Origin of the sequence: Turneriella parva DSM 21527 (assembly GCF_000266885.1) — a bacterium.
Lineage (GTDB): Bacteria > Spirochaetota > Leptospiria > Turneriellales > Turneriellaceae > Turneriella > Turneriella parva.
Genome location: NC_018020.1, coordinates 113,828 through 135,046 on the forward strand (window position 1 = coordinate 113,828; position 21,219 = coordinate 135,046).

Annotated in this window: 20 protein-coding genes; 7 read left to right on the plus strand and 13 right to left on the minus strand. The window is 54.1% G+C overall.

The window, feature by feature from the left end:
- Position 1: 1 nt before the first annotated feature.
- On the minus strand, positions 2-166 hold the full coding sequence (locus TURPA_RS23240; RefSeq protein WP_014801330.1) for a hypothetical protein: 165 nt from the start codon (positions 164-166) through the stop codon (positions 2-4).
- Between the two features lie 304 nt (positions 167-470).
- Here TURPA_RS23240 and fabG point away from each other — a divergent pair, with 304 nt between their 5' ends.
- Positions 471-1,217 (plus strand): 3-oxoacyl-[acyl-carrier-protein] reductase, encoded by a 747-nt coding sequence (gene fabG / locus TURPA_RS00560; RefSeq protein ID WP_014801331.1) that lies wholly within the window; start codon positions 471-473, stop codon positions 1,215-1,217.
- A 168-nt stretch (positions 1,218-1,385) separates the two neighbouring features.
- On the opposite strand, the gene TURPA_RS00565 is transcribed toward fabG, so the two are convergent.
- From TURPA_RS00565 to purL, 8 genes are all read right to left on the minus strand, one after another.
- A complete protein-coding gene (locus TURPA_RS00565) occupies positions 1,386-2,291 on the minus strand; it encodes a metal-dependent hydrolase (protein ID WP_014801332.1) in 906 nt (301 codons plus the stop codon).
- 90 nt (positions 2,292-2,381) lie between these two features.
- Positions 2,382-2,681 (minus strand): type II toxin-antitoxin system RelE/ParE family toxin, encoded by a 300-nt coding sequence (locus TURPA_RS00570; RefSeq protein WP_014801333.1) that lies wholly within the window; start codon positions 2,679-2,681, stop codon positions 2,382-2,384.
- On the minus strand, positions 2,682-2,927 hold the full coding sequence (locus TURPA_RS00575; protein WP_157210339.1) for an addiction module protein: 246 nt from the start codon (positions 2,925-2,927) through the stop codon (positions 2,682-2,684).
- Between the two features lie 29 nt (positions 2,928-2,956).
- Entirely contained in the window at positions 2,957-3,373 is a 417-nt protein-coding gene (locus TURPA_RS00580) for a cupin domain-containing protein (RefSeq protein WP_014801335.1), read from the minus strand.
- Between the two features lies 1 nt (position 3,374).
- A complete protein-coding gene (locus tag TURPA_RS00585; protein WP_014801336.1) occupies positions 3,375-3,935 on the minus strand; it encodes a nitroreductase family protein in 561 nt (186 codons plus the stop codon).
- 44 nt (positions 3,936-3,979) lie between these two features.
- Positions 3,980-4,420: a type II toxin-antitoxin system VapC family toxin gene (locus tag TURPA_RS21160; RefSeq protein WP_014801337.1), complete on the minus strand. Its 441-nt coding sequence runs from the start codon at positions 4,418-4,420 to the stop codon at positions 3,980-3,982.
- Positions 4,407-4,658: a hypothetical protein gene (locus TURPA_RS00595; protein WP_014801338.1), complete on the minus strand. Its 252-nt coding sequence runs from the start codon at positions 4,656-4,658 to the stop codon at positions 4,407-4,409. Before TURPA_RS00595 ends, TURPA_RS21160 begins: the two co-directional genes overlap by 14 nt.
- 109 nt (positions 4,659-4,767) lie before the next feature.
- Positions 4,768-7,023: a phosphoribosylformylglycinamidine synthase subunit PurL gene (purL, locus tag TURPA_RS00600; protein WP_014801339.1), complete on the minus strand. Its 2,256-nt coding sequence runs from the start codon at positions 7,021-7,023 to the stop codon at positions 4,768-4,770.
- 261 nt (positions 7,024-7,284) lie between these two features.
- On the opposite strand from purL, the gene TURPA_RS00605 reads away from it, so the two are divergent.
- Entirely contained in the window at positions 7,285-7,761 is a 477-nt protein-coding gene (locus tag TURPA_RS00605; protein ID WP_014801340.1) for a hypothetical protein, read from the plus strand.
- Positions 7,762-7,867: 106 nt separating this feature from the next.
- On the opposite strand, the gene argS is transcribed toward TURPA_RS00605, so the two are convergent.
- Entirely contained in the window at positions 7,868-9,601 is a 1,734-nt protein-coding gene (gene argS, locus TURPA_RS00610; RefSeq protein ID WP_014801341.1) for an arginine--tRNA ligase, read from the minus strand.
- Complete coding sequence (locus TURPA_RS00615; RefSeq protein WP_014801342.1) at positions 9,598-10,455, minus strand: MBL fold metallo-hydrolase; 858 nt, start codon at positions 10,453-10,455, stop codon at positions 9,598-9,600. The genes argS and TURPA_RS00615 overlap by 4 nt, the downstream gene beginning before the upstream one ends.
- Positions 10,456-10,563: 108 nt before the next feature.
- On the opposite strand from TURPA_RS00615, the gene aat reads away from it, so the two are divergent.
- The 4 genes from aat to TURPA_RS00635 are packed head-to-tail and all read left to right on the plus strand — an operon-like array spanning position 10,564 to position 18,702.
- Positions 10,564-11,211, plus strand: coding sequence for a leucyl/phenylalanyl-tRNA--protein transferase (aat, locus tag TURPA_RS00620; protein ID WP_053332076.1), 648 nt, complete (start codon positions 10,564-10,566; stop codon positions 11,209-11,211).
- 3 nt (positions 11,212-11,214) lie between these two features.
- The gene (locus tag TURPA_RS00625) at positions 11,215-14,379 is read left to right on the plus strand and encodes an exodeoxyribonuclease V subunit gamma (RefSeq protein ID WP_014801344.1); all 3,165 of its coding nucleotides are present in this window, start codon (positions 11,215-11,217) and stop codon (positions 14,377-14,379) included.
- Positions 14,376-17,291, plus strand: coding sequence for a UvrD-helicase domain-containing protein (locus TURPA_RS00630; RefSeq protein WP_014801345.1), 2,916 nt, complete (start codon positions 14,376-14,378; stop codon positions 17,289-17,291). Before TURPA_RS00625 ends, TURPA_RS00630 begins: the two co-directional genes overlap by 4 nt.
- Positions 17,284-18,702: an ATP-dependent DNA helicase gene (locus TURPA_RS00635; RefSeq protein WP_014801346.1), complete on the plus strand. Its 1,419-nt coding sequence runs from the start codon at positions 17,284-17,286 to the stop codon at positions 18,700-18,702. Before TURPA_RS00630 ends, TURPA_RS00635 begins: the two co-directional genes overlap by 8 nt.
- A gap of 50 nt (positions 18,703-18,752) precedes the next feature.
- Here TURPA_RS00635 and TURPA_RS00640 read toward each other — a convergent pair whose 3' ends face one another.
- Entirely contained in the window at positions 18,753-19,466 is a 714-nt protein-coding gene (locus TURPA_RS00640) for a hypothetical protein (protein ID WP_014801347.1), read from the minus strand.
- Between the two features lie 40 nt (positions 19,467-19,506).
- Positions 19,507-19,854, minus strand: coding sequence for a hypothetical protein (locus tag TURPA_RS00645; RefSeq protein WP_014801348.1), 348 nt, complete (start codon positions 19,852-19,854; stop codon positions 19,507-19,509).
- Between the two features lie 256 nt (positions 19,855-20,110).
- Between TURPA_RS00645 and TURPA_RS00650 the strand changes: the two genes are divergently transcribed.
- Entirely contained in the window at positions 20,111-21,199 is a 1,089-nt protein-coding gene (locus tag TURPA_RS00650; protein ID WP_014801349.1) for an outer membrane protein assembly factor BamB family protein, read from the plus strand.
- The last annotated feature ends 20 nt before the right edge of the window (positions 21,200-21,219 follow it).

Here is a 21,219-nt window from a genome sequence, read left to right on the forward strand (position 1 = left end):
GTCACTTACCGCGAAAGAATTCATAAACCGCGAGTAGCGCTCCAACCAGGCCGATGGCCTGAATTAGTGTCTCTACGGTAGGTTTGAACTCATTGTACGTCGAAACTAGTAAGAGCAGGGTTGTCGCAATACCCGCACCCAGAAAAGCAAGGACGCGCTCGTTCATCGATGCGCAGAGTTCTTGGCGACTTCTTTGGCAACCATGCGCGACAGACCAACCGCCAACAGGTAAATGCCTGAGGTAATGCCGACGATTGCCATGATGAGAGTAAATGTACTCACGGCACGAGTATAACCTGAGCCAACCTGTGCTGGCAACAAAAACAAATGCTCTCAGTTGGCCCCTCCTTGGCCACCGAATTAGCAGTTCGACCAGGCTTGCCGCAAGGTCACTGGCCAAGGAGATCATCTTGCTGTAGCAAACGCTACAATACAACTTTACACCTTAACGCGTCGATAGATTTCGACGCATGTTCAAAGACAGAGTAGCAGTAATTACGGGTTCACAGCGCGGTATTGGCCGCGCGATTGCAGAGTCTCTCGCAGAACAGGGATGCAACATTGTCATCTCTGATATCAACGGCGAGGGCGCACAAAAAACTGCCGATGAAATCGCCGCGAAGTACGGGGTGAAAGCAATCGGTGTTTCGTGCAACGTTACCAAGAAAGAAGAGCAGACCGCGCTCGCCAATGCAGCGGTGGAAAAACTCGGACGCCTCGACATCTGGGTCAACAACGCCGGCGCGATACGCGACGACCTGCTGATGCGCATGTCAGAAGCCGACTGGGATCTCGTGCAGACCGTTAACCTCAAAGGTGTGTTCTTCGGCATCCAGGCAGCAACGAAGGTCATGATGAAAGCCAAGTACGGCAAGATCGTGAACATCTCGTCGGTTGCAGGTCTCGTCGGCAGCGCCGGCCAGGCGAACTACGCTTCAGCGAAAGCCGGGGTGATTGCGATTACGAAGACTGCAGCGCGCGAATACGCTTCACGCAACATTACTGTCAATGCCGTGTGCCCGGGCTTCATTCTGACTGACATGACGAGCAACCTGCCCGACAAGTGGAAAGAAGAAGTTATCAAGCAGACCCCACTGCCAAAACGCGGTGAGCCCGCCGACATCGCGAAGGCAGTCCGCTTTCTTGCATCTTCTGATGCGGATTTTATTACCGGCGTGATCCTTCGTGTGGATGGTGGTATGGTAATAGGCTTGTAAGCGCAGCTTACAAGCCGGGAGACCACCCGAAACCGCCGCGCATTTGTGCCGCCAGGCACAAACAAGAAAACGAAAACCGCGAAGCGTTCGCGTGGTGTTGCCTAAAAGGCAACACAGCGTTTTCGTTTTCTTGGCGGCGCTTGCAGGGTGGTCTAATCTCTGCGAAAATTACCCAGCTACTGCCTTACGATTCTTAAATTCCTCAGCCACAGTCCCCTTCTCCGAAAAGTACTCCTGGCGATAACGCTCCACCAGTGCGCGCGTGTCACGCTGGTTGGGGTGAAAATCCTTCATCAGAAATTGCGGCATCTGCACGAGCACGTTCGTCAGAAAGCCGCCGGGCTTGAAGAGTGCCCATAGGTCGCTCAGGTTGCGCTGCACGTCGAAGAGTTTGCCTTCGCGCGCGATGAGGTATGCCCATGACGTGAGGATTCCCGGCACCATGCAGGTAACGATGATCGGCACCGCGAGAATGCGCTCGAGGTGTTCGTTCTCGCTTACCTGTTGCAGCAAATCGTACGCGACTTCTTTGTGCTCGAGCTCTTCGATACCATGCCAGGTCCACAGCTTGAGCATTTCTGCGTGCGTGCTGCCGCGAAACTCTTCGTGCGTCAGCCATTCTTCAGCAAGGTGCGCGGTGAAATGTTCGGCGAGCGTCGTGATCGCGAGCTGCTGCGAAGGGGAAAACCGTTCGCACAACCACAGGCTGAACTTGATCTGCGCTTCGGGAAATGCCATGTCGAAACCGCGCTTTTCGAACCACTCGTTGAGCTCCTCGTGCTCGCGGCCGTGCATCGCTTCCTGGCCAATGAAACCGGTGATCTTTGCCTTGAGCACCGGGTCTTTCACCTGGTCGCGAAAGTGCCGCACCGATTCGACGAAGTAGCGCTCACCCGGGGGAAAGATCGCCGAGAACACTGCTTTCAGTGTTGTACCAACCACGCTGCCGTTGTAGGCAAAATAGCGCGGCACTTCATCGGGGTGTTTAAACTGCAGGTTGCGCGTGGGTATGCCCACGGCGGCGCCGTTCATTTTGACGGCCTCAGCAGCCATGAATTCGCGGGTATCTTTCATAGGCGAAATATCGGCAAAAGCGAACAAGTCGTCAATATTTATTGTAGCAATTGCTACAACACACTCGGAATCAGTAAGGAATACATAGATTCAATGCTGTACGCGTTGAGCTAACAACCCTGGTTCGCGACCTGCGTGCAAACAAGCGACGATCTCTATCTGTTCGGAATTTCGGTAGTAGACGATGTACGGGAATTTTCTTAAGGCAAGCTTTCGGACTTCTTTTCCATAGGCGACACCCATTTGGAGATTGTCGAGGATTAGTTGCACAATTGCCGAAAAATCTGACAGAAAGGCTTCCGCAAGATTGGCTCGGATTTCAGAATACCAGATCGCGGCGGCGGTTAAATCGGCCTCTGCTTCAGGCCAAACCAGGAGTTTACGCGCCAATCAAAGCCTTGCGCGAATGCGTTTTTCTACATTCTCCCAGGTATCAGCATGGCTTGCAGAATTCTCTGCATCTGCAAGCCGTTGCTCAATCAGCGCGCGATGCCAATCGGGGCTCGGAGACTCCGGAGCCAAATTCTCCCAAACCTTGCCGACGAGCTCGAGCTGTTGGTCTTTGCTGAGGCTATTGATCGCGATCAGAGCTTCTTGTACGCCCACGGGCACAGTGTGCGATGATTTGGTCGGCATGGCAACTTTTTTCGCAGGCACCGGCAGCATTATCGAAAAGTCAAATCGGCAAAATCAAAACCAGGCGCGACCATGCACGCCGCGAGCACGTAGTCGCCTTCGATCACAACCGCGTTGAACCATGTTCCTGCCGGCATCAACTGCTGCGGTATGGCGCCAGTCCCATGGCCTAATAAGTGGGATTGATATTTATCACCGATATAACTCCGCACATCGAGCACGCCCCCTCCCTGCCAGAGCCAGATTTCGTCCCAGGAGACTTTATGGATGCGCGACTCGACGCCCGCGGGCAAGAGGTAATAGATCAGCGTAGCGAGGTTGCGCTCCCCTTTGTCTGTCTGCAATTTCACCGGAGACCGGTAAGTCTCGCGGTACCAACCACCTTCGGGATGTTCAACCAGTTTGAGCTCGGTGACGAGTTTCTGGACTTCGGCCGAAAGTGCCATATCAGACCGCGAAAACAAAATCGCTTTGTGGTTTGCGGCTGTTGGGTTTTTCCAGTTCGCGGTGTTTTTCGAGCAGGTGGTCAGTTCCCCCGCGCTTGCCCAGCGCGACGCAGCAGATAATATCTTCTTCGCCCGTATCGATTGAGAGTTCGCGTTCAATGACGTCCCGCAGAATGCCTCCCATTTGCCGGGCAACCAGACCCCGATGCTGAGCTTCGAGCACCAGGGCCATGACAGCCGCGCCGGTGTCATACCAGGCGTGGATATTGGGCTTACCCGAAGCGGCAAAATTCTTGCGCGCAGTGACCACGATAATCTGGCTCGCGTGGCTCGCCCACGTGCGGTTGGTATCGTTTACGAAAGCATTGAACCGCGCACGGCTTTCGGCATCTTTTGCAACATAGAATTTCCACGGTTGTTCGTTCGACGACGAGGGTGCCCAGCGCGCAGCCTCGAGCAGTGAGTGTAGTTCTTCTGAGCTGAGCGTGTAAGTGGAATCGAAACCACGTGGAGACCAGCGGTCGGTGAATTGGCTGTCAATGGGATGCTCGGGAGTGCGCATTTGTGAATACAATCTAAGCAAAGAATAGCCGCTCGGCAATACAACTATTTGCGGGAAGAGAACGGGTTCTTCGGTTTGAGAGCCGGAAACTTATGGAAATCCCGGTCATTCGTGTAAATCGTGCGTATCCCGGCGGCCTCAAGTTGTGAGGCAATAATGGCATCGGAAACAAGCTTACCTTTGACCGGCATGATCTCGGCATAGCCGGCCAATAGGCGAAAGGATTCTGGACCGGGTGCTAACATTTCGACCTGCGGCATCGCCATAACGCTTTCGACATACGCACAGGCTTTGGCAAACGGCATCGGCCGCTGGAAGATTGCGGGATTAGTGACAATGCGCACAAAGGCGTGCAAAGTTTCCCAACACAAGAAGCACGGCTCCTGTGTTGACAGAATACGATTCAAAAACTGCTCCGCCTCAACCTGCCGGGGTTCGCCCTTGATGGCAGCATAGATGAAGATATTGGCATCAATCGAGTACATGTTTCTGGCGGTCGAGTATGTTGGTGACCAGTTCTTTGTCGGTAATGTCTATTTTCGGTTCAAGGTCGACAGCTCCCGGCCAGACGAATCTTGTTTTGCCACGGGCTTCTTTTCCGCGCAAACCCAGGACGATCAGCTCGTCCATGAGCTTCTTCAGCGTCTTACCTTCTTTACTCGCCATTGTCTTCAGCTTGCGGTATACGGGTGCCTCGAGCTCAAGCGTGGTTTTTGTCCGCATGGGCGGAATGTATATTTTTGCCGTGTTTACGGCGATATTTTTTATGTAAGCACGGTGTCTTTCTTGTTTGTAGGGGTAGGTTTAAACCTACCCCTACAAACAAAGGCAGTCATCGAAAATATTCTTTCAATCCACCTGCCCAGGCCGCATAGAGATCAGCGAGAGCTATTTCAGTCTGACCCAGCTTCAACTTTCCGCCACCCGCTTCAAAGCTCCCCAGCTTCGCCACCGGAAACTCAGCGGAGTGTTCTTTTTCGAGCGCCGATGCGTTAGCATCGCTTACGGCCACGAGATAACAATGCGCTGTTTCACCCAGCAAGAGAGTGTCGGCGAGTCCCTTGCCCAGCACCGTGATATCCAGTGTGATCGATGGCATCTTGCCGCTCGATTCAAAGCAGGCAAACGCCACACGGCAGGCTGCGCGCATGAGGCCACCGGCTGAAAGGTCGATTGCCGCGGCAAGGACACCTGCCCCGGCGAGTTTCGCGAGCTTCTGCGCACCGGCAAGTTCGGTTTTGAGATCCAACGATGGTAATGGACCACCCAGCGGTTTGCCTTCGGCATAGTGGTATTGGCTCGCCTGCTGCGACGGGGCAAACTTGCCGCAGAGAAACAGGTTTAGTTTCGAGGATAAATCCGCAGGCGCCGCAGGCACGGCATGCACTGCCTTTTCGAGCAGGCCAACCACACCCATGGTCGGCGTCGGCAGTACCGGCCCATCTTCAGATTCATTGTAGAACGAGACGTTGCCGCTCACAATTGGCACCTTGAACTCGCGGCACGCGTCAGACATGCCGGTCACAGCCTGCGCGAAGAACCAGTAGTTCTCGGGAATATACGGGTTCGCGAAGTTGAGGCAGTTGGTGAGGCCAATCGGTACGGCACCGGTCGCGGCGATATTGCGGACCGCTTCGGCAACGGTGTGCTGCGCGCCCTTGTAAGGGTCAATCGCGATGTAGTAGCCGTTGCCATCGATCGTGACCGCGAGCGCTGAATCAGAATGCGGCACGCGCACAACGCAGCCGTTTTGTCCGGGCCCAATGACGCGCTTGAGACCGATGTCGGTATCGTACTGCCGATAGATCGGTTGCCGTGAGCAGAGGTTTGGGTGTGCGAGCAGCTTCGCGAAAAGTTTTGTCACACCCGATATATCCGCCTTTTGCAGCAGTTCATCGAGTTGGTTCAAATCAGCTGCCCCCTGCTTCATCGCCACGGGTTTCTGCTCACGTTCGTAACGCGGCGCTTTCTTGGTAAGAATTTCTGCGGTGAGGTCGGCGTAACATTTACCGTCCATGAAAATCTGCAGATTCTTACCTTCGGTGGTTTCACCGATCACCGCTGCGTCGAGCTCCCACTTATCGAAAACAGCCTTCACCTTGTCCCAATTGCCGGGTTCGATCACCATCAGCATGCGCTCCTGGCTTTCTGAGAGCATAAATTCAAACGGCACCATGCCGGTCTCGCGCGCGGGAACTTTCTCCAGATCGAGGCGAACTCCCACATTGCCAGAGGCTGCCATCTCTGAAGAAGAACTGACGAGGCCCGCGGCGCCCATGTCCTGGATTGCGAGCACGAGCTTCTTTTGTATGCATTCAATCGTCGCTTCCATGACGAGCTTTTCGAGAAACGGATCGCCGACCTGTACTGCACTTCGCTCTTCTTCAGACTCTTTGCTGAGGTTCTTAGAGGCAAAGCTCGCGCCGTGAATACCGTCACGGCCGGTCTTTGCGCCGACATACACAACCCACTTTCCGGGACCGGGAATCTTCGCGGTCGCCATCTTGTCGATGTCGGCCACGCCCACGGTCATCGCGTTCACCAGTGGGTTACGCGTATAACTTTCGTGGAAAAAGATTTCACCGCCCGTGTTGGCGATGCCGAGGCTGTTGCCATAGTCGCCGATGCCTTTGACGACACGGCGCAAAAGGTAGCGCGTTCTCTGATCTTTTGCGGGCATACCAAATCGCAGCGAGTTTAAGGTCGCAATCGGCCGCGCGCCCATAGTAAAAACGTCGCGCATGATGCCGCCGACACCGGTCGCCGCGCCCTGGTAAGGCTCAACGGCTGACGGGTGATTATGAGACTCAACCTTAAAGACAACTGCCTGCTTGTCGTTGATCTTGAGTGAACCGGCATTTTCTTCACCGGGCTTTGCCAGCAGTCGGTCTGATTCAGAATAGAGCTTCTTCAAAAGGAGGATTGAGTTCTTATACGAACAATGCTCCGACCACATGCCCGAAAACATCGCGAGCTCGGTAAAAGACGGCTTACGGCCCAGATGCCCCACAATCAGGTCAAACTCCCCATCTTTGAGGCCGAGCTTCTTTGCCTCTTCGGCTGTGCCTTCGCGGTCTACAATGAGCATGTTTCAACACCGGGGTTCGAGACAGGCGGGCAACCATGATGAAAAAAATGACCCATTCACAGTTGCCGGCCGTCTAATAGGTTGTGGGGCGTTTGGCGCCCCGCGACCGACGGCTATAACGAAGAGAAATCCTCATTATTCACCGCCGGCCGCAATTAGGCCTTTCGGCTTGACTTGGGATTGCAAAGACGCAATACTGCAACAAGTCCAAAAGGGCAGCCCGGCCAAAAGCGGGGCAAAATCAAGATTTTAGGAGAAAACATGAAGAAATTAGCGTACACAGCATTATTCGCAGTTGCATTTCTCGCGACATACTGCGGCGGCACAAAAGGCCTGCAAGACATCAGCCAGGGCGAAGGCTCGGTTGACTCACTCGAAGAAGGCTTCGTCGGCGAAGACAAACTGATCGTTAAAGGCGACGGCATTTCACCTGCGGGCCTCAAGAGCTCACTGCAGAAAGAAGCAGCAGCTAAAGAAGCTGCGCGTATCGACGGTCAGCGTAAAGTGATCGAAATCTGCCGCGGCGCAAACATTCAGGCTGCAGCAACTGTTGACAACTTTGCACTCGCAGGTTCAGCTGTGGGCAAAGACCTCGCAGGCCGCATGAAAGGTGCTAAAGTGAAAAAAGCCAACTGCAAACCAGAAGGCGACATCGTGGGCTGCAAAGTTCTGATGGAAATTCAGAAAAAAGGCATCAAGAAAGATTGCGAACTCGCAATGGCTGAATTGTCGAAGTAACACGATGTTACACGCTCTGCCGCGGGCACGATGCCCTCTTGGCGGCAGAGCTAAATAACACCCGACATAGCAATAAAAAAGGCGGCGTCAGCCGCCTTTTTTATTGCTATTCATCTCTGTGCATTTCACGGAGCGCCGTGATTCCCAAAAGTCCCAACCCGGATTCGAGCACCTGGGTCGTCAGGTTACAGAGTGACAGCAGAGCTGCGGCCTCACCGGCATTTGTTGCGAGCAAGTCTTTAATGCGGTTATTTTTGGCGTGATAAAACGTCGTGAACAGCGTCGCCGTCTGGTAGAGGTATTCGGGCATTCGTTGGATCTCATAATTACGCGCAATATCTTGCACCAACTCGGGAAAACGCAATAACCAGAAGAGCAATGCCTCGCGCTCGGCCTGACCGGCTGCATTCACGGCCAACTGTTCAATATTGATCTCGCCCGCCGGTTCAACGCATTCGCGAAAGATCGAATGGATGCGCGCGTTCGCGTATTGCACGTAATACACGGGATTCTTTTTGGACTGGTCGAGCGCAAGTGTCAGGTCGAAGTCAAGATGCGTGTTGAGGCCCCGCGTGACAAAGAAATAGCGGCACACGTCTACCGGTATCTTCTGTATCAGATCGCGCATCGTCTGAAACTTGCCAAGCCGCTTTGACATCACAACGGGTTCGCCGTTTTCGAGCAGGTTCACCTGCTGCGCAATAATAACTTTAAAGGTTTCGCCTGCTTTCTCGCCAAAGCCCAGCGCCTTGAGCGCGCCTGAAAGCCGGGCGATGTAACCGTGGTGGTCGGGGCCCCAGATATCGATGATTGTGGTAAAGCCGCGCGCCACTTTGTCGGCATGGTAAGCAATGTCGGCGAGCAGGTATGTTGGCCGGCCGTCGGAGCGCACAATCACGCGATCTTTGTCGTCTCCGTATTCTTTGCTCAAAAAAACTTTTGCACCGTCGTTCAGGGCGACCTTACCGCGTTTTTCCAGTTCGGCGCCAGCTTTCAGCACTGCCCCGCTCTCATGCAGGCTTGCCTCTGAAAAAAAGCGGTCGAATTCGGTGTGAAAGGCCTGAAGATCTTTCTGTTGCTCGCCCAGAATTGCGGTCACGCCGCGCGGCGCGAAAAATTTCGCCGCAGAGGCCAGCCATTTTGCTTCATCGAGCGCCGCTACGCTGTCAGCTGTCAGAAGCAGATCAGCCTGAACCTGCCCCGCTGCGAGCATCGCATCGAGGTACTCGATAATGTATTCGCCCTGGTAACAATCTTCGGGTAGAGTCACGGCCTTAAATTTCTGCAAATAGCGATACGCAAATGAAAGCCCGAGTTTTTCAACCTGGTTGCCATAATCGTTCACATAATATTCGCGCGCAACCTGATGACCCGCCGCTTTCATGATACGCGTGAGGCTGTCACCGACCGAAGCTGCGCGCGCTGAAACGATATTCATCGGCCCTGTCGGGTTGGCTGAAACATACTCAAAGATAACTTTTTCAGACTGCGTCTCGTTTTCGTTGGCCTTGAGCCAGTCTGCGAGATTTGCAAAGGGTGTGATCTTGCCGATCGAAGATTGATTCAGAGTGAAGTTGATGAAGCCCGCACCGGCCAGTTCAATCTTTGCAAATGGCGCAGCGTCGATTGCCGCAATAAGTTTTTCAGCGATCGCGCGTGGGTTCTGGCGAAATGCTTTCGCGAGTTCCATTGCCGCGGGTGTTGCGTAATGGCCAAACTTGAGATCGGGCGTGTAATCGATACGCGGAGCAAAACCCTCGGGTAATGAAAGCGCGCCATCGGCTGCCACGCGTTCAGCCGCAGCAGCGACGATCTGCTTCAAAAAGTAACGCAGCGTCATGTGAACTTGTGCTCGTAGCCTTCGGGTATCATCTTCGCTGCGGGAAAAAGCTTCTGCGCATCAGCTTCCATTTGCAGCAGTGTATTGTCGCTGTGTAACGGGTCGTGGTGAATCATGTGCAGGTTCTTCACCGAGCCGCGTTTGCAGATCTCGATCGCGCTTTCGTACGTCGAATGACCCCAACCAGCTTTGCCGGCGTTGTATTCGGCCATTGTATACTGGCAGTCATACGCAAGCACATCGGCCCCTTGAGAAAATTCGGCGAGGCGCCTCAGCATGTCGTCGTTATGCTCGACGTCAGTGGAAAAAACAAACGATTTACCATCGACATCAAAGCGAAACGCCAGCGTCGAATTGGGGTGGTGCAGGGCGAAACAAGATATTTCGATGCCGTCGATGCGAAAGCGCGAAGAGGCATCGATCGCGTGGAATGTCTTGTTCGACGACATGTATTTGGTGCCGACGGGAAAATAGATGAAATGCTGCTGCATATGCAGAACGCGTTCGATATCCCACACTTCATCGCGGCCATCGAGGCCGGGAACAGTCTTGGTTTCGCCGTAGACGTCGAGTTTCACGTTGGGCAAGAAGGCAGGTATAAAGAAGGGAAAACCCTGAATATGGTCCCAGTGGCTGTGCGTAAACAGCAGGTGTATGTTGCCGCCCGTTTTGGGCAGGTCAGACTGCATCAGTTCAAGACCGAGTATACGAATGCCGGTGCCGGCATCGATAACAATGCGCGTGCCGTTGTGCTCTACAAGGCAGCAGGTAGTGTTGCCACCGAACTTGTCGAATTGTGAGCCGCTGACAGGCAGAGAGCCCCTGACGCCGTAATATTTTATTTTCAATGACACGCTTATTCCAATATCGTTCTGGCAGGGGGGGTAACTGTAACTACGCCAGTCCCGAAAATTGAGATGCCGCCGAAACTAAATTTGCCACACTCAGAAGCCAGCGGCTCCGTGACCCGCGGCAAATCCCTGCCCGTTTTTACGACGCGCTATGCTTTCCCGTCGACCGAAGGCTTAGGCGAATCGATGTACCTCGGGGCGGGTGCTGACCTCGAACCTGACACGCTGCTCTACGCTTATTCTCACGGCTTTTTCCCGTGGTACGAAAAGCCGCCGATACTCTGGTGCTCCCCACCGCAAAGAACGGTTCTGCGTGCCGGCGAGCTGCACATCAGCCGTAGCCTGAAAAAGGCACTGAAACGCAGCAATCTTGAAATTCGCTGCGACTCGTCATTCACCGAGGTGATTCGTCTCTGTGCCAGGGTCAGGCCAGAGACGTGGATTACCGATGAAATGCAGTCGGCTTATGTGAAGCTCTTCGAGCTCGGCTGGGCACATTCGTGGGAGGCCTATGAAGATAGTCGCCTGGTTGGCGGCATATACGGCGTAGTGCTCGGGCGGGCCGCGTTTCTCGAATCGACTTTTCATCTGCAGAATAACGCCGGCAAAATCGCGCTCGTGAATATGTACGAACAACTGCTCGGCAGCGGTGCGCAATTCTTTGATTTTCAGGTGCCCTCTGAGATCGCAGAATCTTTTGGCGCGTATGAAGTGCCGCGGGCCACTTTCGAGAAGATGCTGCGTCAGGCTCTGGTCTAATCTGTGTCGATTGAATATATTCATGGCAAATCACTGCGTGCACTTTATGCACCATTCTCACAACAGCTGCATACTGACCGCCGGCATCTGCTGCCGCAGACGCCGCAGACCATTGTAGTCGGCAATCTTGACACCGAAACTTATCTGCAACGAAACCTGATTCAAGATGACGGCGTAGTCATGGGAGTCAACTTTCCGTTTCTGGAAAGCGCGATTGAAAATTTTTCACTGCGTTGCCGCCACGCATTGCCGCCCAACGCCAATGAGAGCTGGTTTACCGCACCGCCAGCGAAACCGACAACAGAACGCAATCTGACTCTATTTGACCTCGAGATTGTCTTACTCGGCATTCTGCAAGATCGCGCGCATGATAATCTCTTGAATACGCTGGGCTACGACCGTCTTCAGCTCACACAAGCACGCATGTTGGCGCTCGCGCAAAAACTCGCGGGTGAATGGTATGACTACCTGCTGCACATACCCGAGGCGCTGAGTTCACTCAAAGCCAAGAGCCCTGCAGACGTTTTATGGAAAACGCTGAAAGACACGCTGCTCAAAGCTGGATACACTTCAGCGCTGCTCGGCGGGCAGTTCAGTATTGAACCACCGCCGGCAGCAGGCAACGCGCAGGCAGGTTTGATTCTTTTCGGCATGCCGATTCTGTCAGCGCACCACCTGCGGGCGCTTTGCAGCATTGCCCGTTCGGTTCAGGTCACGATCTACGCGACAGATTTTGCCGAACTGCAGGCTTCGCCCGACACTTTCATGCAGGCAATCGGAGAAAAATTTGCAGGCTATCGCAGTTTGCTCTCACACACGGCAAAATTTTCGGGCGTTGAGGTTTCTTTCAGACACATTGAAGAGAGTGAGAACCTGGCAGCCCGCGTTGAAGTTGCGGCTTTGCCAGGTCTATGGCGTGCAGCAGAGATTATTGGCGACATCTGCCATGAAAAGCTGATGGGCAGCGGTCTGCGCCAGACTGACATTTCGATCGCACTGCACAATGTCGATGCGCAGTTTTCAGCTTTCGAACGGGCGTTTGCAATGCGCAGGCTAACTGCGACCTGCCGCTCTGCAAAAACAACCGCGCCTGAGGCGAATGTTGAATTGTTGAAAATTCTTGCCGTTGGTGCAGAATCAGGCATTGATCGCGAGATATTGCTGAGGTACTGGCAGAACCCCATCACCATGCAGGCATTGAGGGTGAGCGACGAAGATGTTTTGCACTTCAAACTTGCGCTCGAACGGGCACAGGGTTTTCGCTCAGACCACAAGTCTGCATTTGAGGCCTATTCGCTCACCAACGCGCTCTCTCGCTTCGCCCGCGCGCTGTTTTTTCAAGATCGTCTTGGCAGCCAAAAAACTCTGCGGCTCTTCGATTCGGCTGAGCACACAGAACTTTTGCTGAAAAGCATACTTTTGCTCGAAGAGAGTGTCAACCGCCTGAAACGGGAAACAGGCGAAAGGCTTCTGCCCCGGCTGCGCGAAACCTTGCGGTCACCCCTTTTCGGTACCGGTAACGAGAAACAGCGCGTTCTGCAGCTATTTGAACGCATAGAAAATATACCCGGATCGCAGTCTCTGTCTCTGGGGCAGATCGTGGCCATCACCGAAAACCAGATTCAGGGGCTCGATTTACGCGTGAGCCAGCCGGCAGATGGCATCGCCTTCGCGCAGCCAGGCGCGACGGCCTATGGTCGCCGCGTTCAGGTACTCTTTGATCTGAGCGACAAGATAACCACCCGTGATGATGACAGGCTCTATATGCTGCCAGAGTTCCGCAAGGCCCCGACCCGCCTCAGCAGCGACGAGCAACTCGCGATTGCCATGCTGCAGGCGGTTTATGGCGGCAGCGAACATGTCATTCTGGCTTACAGCAATGTCGACGCAAAAACCGGTGCGGAGTTCTATCCGGCGCAGGTATTGGCGCGCTTCGAGAGTGCGCTACCGACTCAGGGCCTGGCGGTCTCATACCTTAAAGATTTTGCGCCGACAATGCTCGACGGGCGCGCGCAGCGAACTGTGATCGCAGCAGACGACGACGTTTTGACGATCAACTACCTGAACACACCCAGCCAGAAAAGAAACAAAAAACTCACAGACATACTCTTGCAAGACTTTCCGGCGGGCGACTCTGATACTCCGCCGACGCTACGGGAACTGCATGCATTTCTGATGAATCCGGCGTTGCACATACTGTCGCAGCGCGTGACCTTACCAGAAGAACCGGCTGAATTCAAATATTCTGAACCTGCGCTGGCTACAGGCAAAAGCAAGCAGGCAGCCTTTTGTGAAGACTACCTTAAAGATGCTCTGAAAACTGGAAAAATCTCTCGTTCGCCCGTTGAGTTCGTGGGACGTCGTCAGAAAAGCGGCGAACTGCCTGCCGGCGGTTTTGATCAGGCCATGCGCTTGCTCGACAAAAGTGACAATGTGCGGCGGCTCGAAGCATTCACCGCAGATACGATTGCCAAATACCGACGTATCGATATCGTGTTTAAAGCGGAAATTAAGAAAGCATTTGTGAGAAAAGACGCAGAACGGATCGACCGCTATTACCTGCCCGCAGTTGATATCGGTGCTGCCAGAATTACGGGCGAGTGCCATGATCTCTATCTCGACACCGAAAGCGGACTCTTGGTCCGAATCGAATCAGCGACAAGTAAACGAAGGCTTTCACCGATTCTGGAGCTGCATCTTTTGCGCTGCATGCTCGACTGCGCGCAGAACGCTTTGACCGATACCCTGAGCCTGGGTTTTTCTGAAATTGCCATTCATAGCAAAGCCAAAGAGCCTGAAACACTTGATTTTCAAATGAAAGAAATATGCAAAGTGGCTTTGCCCGATTTCGACAGCATGGCTTACCTTCGGGATGTCGTCGCCGCGCTGGCAGCAAGAGAGGTCTTTTGGTTCGATGTCGCGAGTCTTGGCACGAGCGTCTTTGCCACTTTGGCGACCGTCGAAGAGAAAAAGCTCGTCGATTGGCATGAGAGCGATTCAGAATTCGCGCAGCGCCCTGCCCGTTCTGTCTTTCTAAAGCGCTTTTTCGATCTGGCGGCAGACCGGCGCAGCTTCGACTTCTGCAGACAATACATCGGGCCGCTCGCCGCCGCGAATGCAATAGTCAATGCAGGTAAACCCAAAGCTGCGAAACGGAGCAAAAAGTGACCACCGAAGAAGAACAGGCGCACATCAGAAAGCTGATTCAGTCTGGGCAACACCTATTTATAGAGGCATCGGCGGGGTCAGGAAAAACAACTCGCCTCGTAAACCTGGTCGCCGAAATTATCGCACAAGAAAAAGCGACTATTTCCCAAATTCTCTGCGTTACCTTCACCGAGAAGGCGGCGGCCGAGCTGAAGGCGAGAATCTATGAAAAACTCCGCTCAATGCCGGGAGAGCCTGCAAAAAGGGCCACGGAAAATTTTTCGCTAAACGCCATCGGCACGATCCACAGTTTCTGCCTGCGCAGCCTCGGCCTCAGTAAGCTCTACTCTCTGGCACGAACCCAGGGTGAGGGTGTGAGCGACAGCGAACTTTTTGAAGAAGCCCGCGCCTGGGTGTACAGAGAAATCTGGACTCAGCTCGATGCCGATGAGCTCGCGCGTCATTTGCATGAGTCTGATTTCGGTTCGGGTGGCAATAACCGTACCTTTGACCAGGCATTGCGCTCACGCGCGCTCTGGTGTTTCAGCATGAATTCTCTGCCACTTTCGCCGCCTGCACCCGAAATGTCGGCAATTGCAAACGCAGCGGAATTCTTCAATTTCACGCTCGCGGCGATTGTCAGGCGCATGCACGAAATTGCCGAAACGGCAAACTCAATGTCGTTTTCGCGCATGATAACGCTCATGGCCGAAGCGGTCAAAGACAGCGATTTCGCCGCGACCATCAGGCAGAGTTACCACTATGCCCTGATCGATGAATTTCAAGATACGGATGAAATTCAATGGCAAATATTCAGAACGCTATTTCTCGCAGACCTGCAATCCAGAAAGACCATTCTCGTGGTTGTGGGCGATCCTAAACAGGCGATATATAAATTTCGCGGTGCGGATGTATTTGTGTACCTTCGGGCAAGAACTGAGCTCATGGGTCTGGGCGCGTTGACCGACGAATTGACGCGAAACTACCGCAGTGTGCCCGAGATTTTGCATTACCTGAATGACTTCTTCTCTGACCCGGCAACCGCCGAGGTCTGGAGTCGCGCAGGCATATCGTACTCCCCCGCAGAAACGAACGACAAGGTCGTTTCTACCGGCGACGATTCGAGCGGTACAGAAATCTGGTACGCTGAAAACTACTCGCAACAATCAACCAAAGTATTCTGCGCGCAGGCCGCCGACCGAATTTCTGCGATCAGGGCCGCGCACCCAGATTGGACGATCGCGGTCATCGCATTCAAACACCGTACCCTGGCTGTGATGGCCGATGCGCTTCGTGCACGGGCAGTTGAATATGCCTATTACGGTGAAAAGCCCGATGTCAGGCGACTCGACATCGAACACCTGAAGGTTTTCGTCGATTCGTTTTCCCATGAAACCAGCCTCGGTCTTGCACAGGCCAACACCACAGTCTTCATGCTGGGACAAACCGATGCGCTGAGGCATTATGAATATCTCGGGGCCTTGCTGCACCAGGGAAAGATCATCAATTTTTTGCAGGCTTTGGCTCAAAATTTTCGCCCCTTGCATGCGATACTCGAACATGATGCTGACCCAGTAGAATACCACGCCTGGCGTACGCTTTTCGAAAATCTTCTGAACCGCTGCGGTAAAGACATCGTCGATCATTTCACTCTGCGAAAGGCCGTGGCCCAGCTGAAAGACCGTGATGCCGCCGAAGCGGCCAGCGGCGACATGCTCAGATCGGCGGCGGCCGTTCAGCTCTTGACCGTGCAGAGCTCGAAAGGTCTCGATTGGAACCTCGTGGTGCTGGCCGATGGCGAAAGCGACAAACGCTGGCGCGATTTTCCGTTCTTTCACGATGCCGCAGGCCATGCCGTCGTGCCGGCAGACATTGATGCGTTTGACAGCGGCGCAGATAAGCTGATGACCAGCAGCGAAGAGTCGCAGATTACGCAGCTCAACTTATTGTATGTGGCGCTGACCCGTGCCAAGCATAAACTTCTCATTTTCGCGCAGCCCGCGCTGCACGTGGCAAACCCAGGACCGACTGCGGCGTTTCTTTATGACCAGATACCGAAAGTGAACAAGATAGTGACCCTGCACCGCCTGCCCGATGCGACGACCGCGGTAGCGATCGATTCCAACGGGCCTGCTGAACCATCGTCCGTTGAGCCAGGTCTGTTCGATAACCCGGCAGCGCCATTGCCTTTGCCACAGCACAAAGATGTGCCGCTGCGCATTCTGAAACGCGAGTCATTCTCTTCGCTGAGCAAAGCCGACTTTACAGCCGTCGAGTTTGCCGATGACATTTTGCCGCGCGGCGCCGAAACCGGCCAACTCTTGCACACACTGCTGGAAACCTGTGACTTCTCGGGATTAAAGAGCAAAACCACTGCCGAAGCAAACGCCATTCTACAGAAGACCCGCGCTGCCCTCGAAATTTCTCAGCTGGTCGAAGACGATATGCTTGAAGCAGTCGCGAACCGAATTCTTGAAATTGTTGTCCAGTGCGCGAATGCCAGCCTGCCGCTTGTCGACACGGCCAAACACACCCGCCTCAGTGAACTGCCGCAGACAAACCTTTGGCGCGAGATGCCGTTCTACAGCAGTGCAGACACGCATGCTGAGCTGCGCCGCATGCCTGCGAGCCCGGTGACGCGTATCATGACCGGGTTTATGGACATGGTTTTCACACCCAACGACATGGATTATTACATTCTCGACTACAAAAGCAATTCACTCGCGGGAGTTGCCCCCGCAGACCTCGATGACTATATCAAGTTGCATTATGATAAGCAGCGCGAAATCTATGGTGAAGCTTTGCAGCGATATTTGCAAGAATTGTACCCTGAAAGCGGCCGCCGCGTCAGGGGCTGCTACTTTCTATTTTTGCGCTATCTGAAAAGTGGTGAAACCACCGGAGTTCAGTTCAAAGAATACGCCTATGTCTGAATTCAAATATCTCACCGATCAGTTGATCGCCGACGCCGACCTCTGGAATCAAGTGCCGCTGAGCTTGGCTGAGCGCGAGAGTCTGATCTCACAGTTTCTCGCGGGCGAAATTGCCGTTGAAGCTTCAGAGCGAACCGCCGGCATGTTAGCAACCGAATACTTTGACCTTACCGAGATAAACGGCGCAATGCATTTTATTCCGGGCCGGTACAAAGACATGTTTACATTCTTTCTGCAGTCTCTGAACCGTGCGCGCGGGCAGCGCAGCGCTGCCATCATGCCCGGGGTAAACACTCTTGTAACTGGTGGCCCTGGCACCGGTAAGAGCTACCAAATATCTCGTTTTGTCGAGTCGCTCGCCGCAAAACAGACAGATTCACCGGTGCGCGTGGCAATTGCCGCGCCCACGGGCAAAGCTGCAGCACGCTTCACAGCGCTCGAAGCGCTGCCCAATTTGCTGCTCGAATGCCTCACGATTCACCGGTTGATGCAACTGAGCCCAGACGGCAGCCGGGCAAAGTACGATGCGCCGAACCCGCTGCCTGTCGATGTTCTCATCGTCGATGAAATTTCGATGGTTGATCTCGGCCTCTTTGCACGACTGATCGGGGCGCTGCCGCTGCACGCCCAGGTCGTGCTCGCGGGCGATATCGGGCAACTGCCGGCCGTCGACGGCATTGCGATTGCTCCCGCTTTGGAATTTCTGGCCGAGCAAGGTCTGCTCACTCACCTTGAACTCACAGTCACCCATCGATTTTCTGCGTCAAAAGCGGCCGTTTATGCGGCATTGCAGAGCGACGGCATTTCAGCCGTAACTGCTCAATCAGAGGGCATTCGCCTCATTGAAATTCAAGACACGCAGGCCCTGAATCTTCACGTCGAAAACTATGCTCGGGAAATCTATCGCACGCCCGGGTTCACCGCGCTCGCCGAGCGGCTGGCCCAAACGCCTTTTCCTGGGACGACCTGGCAAAAAGCGGCGAAAGATATTCTGCAGCAGCTTCAGCGCAGCATCATTCTGTGCGAAAGCAACGAGGGCAGCCACGGCACCTCGGCGTTGAACCGACGCATTGCGGCAGTCTGCACGGGAAACCGGGTGACGCCGATTATGGTAACGGCCAATAGTTATGAGCTGCAACTCTTTAACGGCGATACAGGTTTCATATTTAACGATGGAAATCACGAGCATGTGATCATCGAAAGCGCAGGCAGAGTGAAGCGTCTGCCGCTCGGTCGGCTGCGCCACTGGCAAATAGCGTACGCGATCACTATACACAAAAGCCAGGGATCAGAGTACCAGATGGTGCACATCGTGCACGAAACACGAAAGAACCCCGAGCGTGATCATCGGCTGCTCTATACTGCAGTGACACGCGCCCGTGAGCAGGCGGTTATTTTAAAGATGCACTGAGGGCATAAAAAAGCCCGCACCGAAGGTACGGGCCTTTAAGCAGAATAGGTTTATTTCGCTTTGATGCCGTCGAGGGTGACCTCAACAGAATCTTTGCCTTTTTTCGTCACAACTTCGATGCGACCGGCTTCGATGCCTTTCACAATCAATGCGTCTTTGACGCTCGCACCATATTTTGCCGCGTGCTCTTCGCTTTTGCCTTTCGCGACGAGCTGAATTTTCACGTCTTTCTGTGCCTGCAGAATGGGCGACATGTCGGCAATCTTGCCCTGCATATCATCGCTGAGCGCAGGCACTTCGTCTGCCTTCGGTGCGCGCTTTATATTGTAGAGGGCTTTCAGGTCATATGTTCCTGAAAAAACCGGGCTTGCACCTTTGCGCTTGAGGCCTGCACCTTTCAGGGTGGGCACAACGCTTTCGAGAGCTTTACCTGAAGCGAGGGCTTCAAGGTTGTCACGCTCTGCTTTGGCCAAGAGGCCCCGCGCGATGCTCATCTTCGCGAAGTTGGTCGAAAGAATCGCGTAGAAGCTCGCCTTGTCATATTCACTGTCATTCAGAAAGTTCTGCGCTTTGGTGAAGAAAATTCGGGCACGGTACGCATCTTGCTCGGGCAGAAATGTTGCGAGCTCTTTGCGCGCTTCCATGGTGGCGAGCGACTGTTTTGCGTCGTCGACTTCGCGCTGTGCCTGCGCTTCTTTAATCATGCCTGCAAACGCAGGGGAAATCATGCTCATGACGAGTATTGCTTTAATCAGGTTTTTCATTCTAGGTCTCCTTAAATAATGGCGTTAGGCCCACGCGTGGCTATTTGAGCCCCGCAGCGCGAGATTGCTGCAATACTTTTGAGAGTGCGCAATATGACTTCGCCTTGATGGCCGCGGCCCAGGCCGCTTCGTACTCTTTTTCAATCGCAAATTCTTTTGCTTTGTCGAGCACCTCTTTGGCTTTTCCGGTTTCAGCGCTGCCGTCTTCGCCGAGTGCAGTGTAGGCTGCCTGCGCGTCTGCAATCGCCGCATCAGCGTCTGCTTTTTCAACGCTTGAAGGATATATAATGTCACGCGGGTCGTCGGCCACCTTGCTGCTGCCGCAGCCATAGCCTGCCATAACGGCAAGTGCCAGCATAGCCAATAGTAATCTAGTGTGTCTCATCATTGAAGCTCCTGTGTGTGGTTTTATGTGCCATAACCCAAGACCCATGTAAAGGCCTTCGGGTTCCCAAAACTGTGTACAGCTTGGCTCAGCCCTTGACCCAAGGCAAATCACAGATTAAGTGCGTCAAGGGAAAAGAGCTTTGAAATCTGGGCCATACCGCAACCCGCAGCAGCGGGCTGCGGTATGGCGTTCGTCAGTACGGGGGTAATCCTCACTTTTTTTCGGACTATTTGCCGATGAGAGATAAGGTATTGGTATGAAGGGGCATCTCAGGTCTCTGGTTGGCCGCAGCAGTGATACATTCGCAGGGCACCTCACGGCCAATTCGCGTGAAATCGCCTCGCAGGTGTACGCAAGGCGAACGCGCAGCCTTGTGCCCTCGGTGGCTGTTTTGCCGGCGCTCATCGGCTGTCTGTTTCTCTCGAGTGGCATGGGCCTTATCATTGCCGGCGGCGCAAACCCGACTGGCCCCTCGATTGAGCGCATTAGCCCTGACGGCGTCGAAACAATCTGGGAGAACCAGATCACGCCCGCCCAGGGTCGTGAATTTCATCTGACGCTCGACCTCAATAACAGACTGAGCGGCATCGACACCTGGTCGCGGCGGGTGATGTGGCAGGCGCGTCTGCCAGAGATATCAGCCACTTCGGCACCGCTCGTCTTTACAGACCGCGGCCGCATTCTTGTCGGCGTGGCGACGACGATTGGCGCCGTCTATCTCATCAACGCAGGCAATGGCCAGATTGTGTGGATGCAGAACGTGAGCGATCGCATCGACGTATCGCCTCTGCAAATCAAGAATACGACCATGGCCGTGGCGTGTGCCGACGGTCGCATCTATGGTATCAACATCAATGACGGTCATATCGACTACATGGTGCAGACCGATTCGAAAATCACGGCCCTTGAACCTGTGAGCGATGGGCGCGGCGAAAACATCTACGCGATAGCCGACAAGAAGAAAGTTCTTGCGCTGAACGCGATGACCGGCGACCTGAACTGGCAGGGCGATACGCACGGTGAAGCGACGAACAGCCCGCTGATTGCGAAAGACCGCGTTATTGCACCGACGACTGACGGCGATTTCAGCAAACTCTGGGCATTCGACACGAGCGGTGCACTACGCTGGATGTCGACCTATGACCGCGTGAGCTCGCTCGCTTCAGCAGACGACTACATTGCGATGGCGCAGGGCAGTATTGTCACGCTCTTGCGCGCTGACACGGGCGAACCCGTGCACTACTGGCAGGTCGATGAAACCCCTGCCGCGCTGCAACTCGTGGCGCAACATGGCCGCCTTATTGTCAGAACCGACCGCGGCGAAGTTCTGACTGCTCTCAATTGACGGCTTCAAATATCTTGACG

Coding starts and splice junctions, on each gene's coding strand:
- TURPA_RS00565 (WP_014801332.1), bottom strand. CDS start 2,291: ATGAAAGATACCCGCGAATTCATGGCTGCTGAGGCCGTCAAAATGAAC.
- TURPA_RS00645 (WP_014801348.1), bottom strand. CDS start 19,854: ATGATGAGACACACTAGATTACTATTGGCTATGCTGGCACTTGCCGTT.
- TURPA_RS00635 (WP_014801346.1), top strand. CDS start 17,284: ATGTCTGAATTCAAATATCTCACCGATCAGTTGATCGCCGACGCCGAC.
- TURPA_RS00575 (WP_157210339.1), bottom strand. CDS start 2,927: ATGCCGACCAAATCATCGCACACTGTGCCCGTGGGCGTACAAGAAGCT.
- TURPA_RS23240 (WP_014801330.1), bottom strand. CDS start 166: ATGAACGAGCGCGTCCTTGCTTTTCTGGGTGCGGGTATTGCGACAACC.
- TURPA_RS00650 (WP_014801349.1), top strand. CDS start 20,111: ATGAAGGGGCATCTCAGGTCTCTGGTTGGCCGCAGCAGTGATACATTC.
- TURPA_RS00595 (WP_014801338.1), bottom strand. CDS start 4,658: ATGCGGACAAAAACCACGCTTGAGCTCGAGGCACCCGTATACCGCAAG.
- fabG (WP_014801331.1), top strand. CDS start 471: ATGTTCAAAGACAGAGTAGCAGTAATTACGGGTTCACAGCGCGGTATT.
- TURPA_RS00585 (WP_014801336.1), bottom strand. CDS start 3,935: ATGCGCACTCCCGAGCATCCCATTGACAGCCAATTCACCGACCGCTGG.
- TURPA_RS00640 (WP_014801347.1), bottom strand. CDS start 19,466: ATGAAAAACCTGATTAAAGCAATACTCGTCATGAGCATGATTTCCCCT.
- purL (WP_014801339.1), bottom strand. CDS start 7,023: ATGCTCATTGTAGACCGCGAAGGCACAGCCGAAGAGGCAAAGAAGCTC.
- TURPA_RS00605 (WP_014801340.1), top strand. CDS start 7,285: ATGAAGAAATTAGCGTACACAGCATTATTCGCAGTTGCATTTCTCGCG.
- TURPA_RS00580 (WP_014801335.1), bottom strand. CDS start 3,373: ATGGCACTTTCGGCCGAAGTCCAGAAACTCGTCACCGAGCTCAAACTG.
- TURPA_RS21160 (WP_014801337.1), bottom strand. CDS start 4,420: ATGTACTCGATTGATGCCAATATCTTCATCTATGCTGCCATCAAGGGC.
- argS (WP_014801341.1), bottom strand. CDS start 9,601: ATGACGCTGCGTTACTTTTTGAAGCAGATCGTCGCTGCTGCGGCTGAA.